Origin of the sequence: Paenibacillus cisolokensis (assembly GCF_050481165.1) — a bacterium.
GTDB lineage: Bacteria > Bacillota > Bacilli > Paenibacillales > Paenibacillaceae > Paenibacillus_AH > Paenibacillus_AH cisolokensis.
In genome coordinates, this window is sequence record NZ_JBCNFP010000191.1 from 1 (window position 1) to 1,013 (window position 1,013).

1 protein-coding gene is annotated in these 1,013 nt (G+C 48.9%); it reads left to right on the forward strand.

Translation table 11 applies throughout. The features are described 5' to 3' along the window. Window positions 1-78: 78 nt before the first annotated feature. A partial coding sequence (locus ABEV74_RS22865) for an ISL3 family transposase (protein ID WP_430149968.1) occupies window positions 79-1,013 on the forward strand: 935 nt, incomplete at its 3' end.

Genomic DNA, 1,013 nt, shown 5'->3' on the forward strand with positions numbered 1-1,013 from the left:
TGCTTCTTCGCTGTTTAAAGTGCGAACACCTGTCAATACTGGAAATTAAGAGACCAGTAGAGGATGAGGTGTTTTCAAATGTTTGTAGCAAATCTTAAGGAAGGTCAGTTGGAAGAACTGCTTCATATTCCCGAGCCGTGGTATATCGATCGGGTTGATTTCAGCCTGGAAGCCAAGCAGTTGGACGTGTATGTGAAGTTTCGTCAGCGGGCGCTATTTCCTTGTGCCAAGTGCGGAGCCCCTAATCAACCTGTTCGAGATATTGCCAATCATGACCGCACATGGCGGCATCTGAATTTCTTCGAATATCCCTGCTATATTCATGCAGAGCTTCCCCGAACCAAGTGCGACCAATGTAATTCCATCACTGGGGTCAACGTGCCTTGGGCGTTAGACAAACCGAAACACTATTTCACCCTGCACTTCGATGCGCTTATCATAGCACTGGCTAAAGATATGCCGATGAACGCCGTCAGCCGATTTGTAGGCGAGCACGATACACGCTTGTGGCGGATTCTCCATCACTATGTCGATAATGCCATCGCAGCACAGGATCTCTCGTATGTGACGAAGATCAATACCGACGAAACATCGGCCAAACGTGGTCACAACTACATCACCATATTCATGGACCCGGAGCAGAAAAATGTCATCTGCGTGACCAAGGGCAAAGATTCCAGCACATGGAGCGAGTGTAAGAAGCAACTGGAATCTCATGGCGGCAAAGCCGAAAACATTACCGAGGTTTGCATGGATATGTCGCCAGCCTTCATCAAAGGTGCAGAGGAGAACTTTCCAAAAGCCTCGATCACCTTCGACAAATTCCATGTGATACAGGCCGCAAACGAAGCCGTTGATGAAGTGCGCCGTACCGAACGGAAGAGCTGCGCAGAACTAAAAGACACGCGATATATGTGGTTGAAAAACCCGGAAAATCTGACTGCTGCGCAACAAGAAACGATGGCGAAACTGAAGGACTGCGATCTGGATACCGCCAAAGCCTACCGGATGCG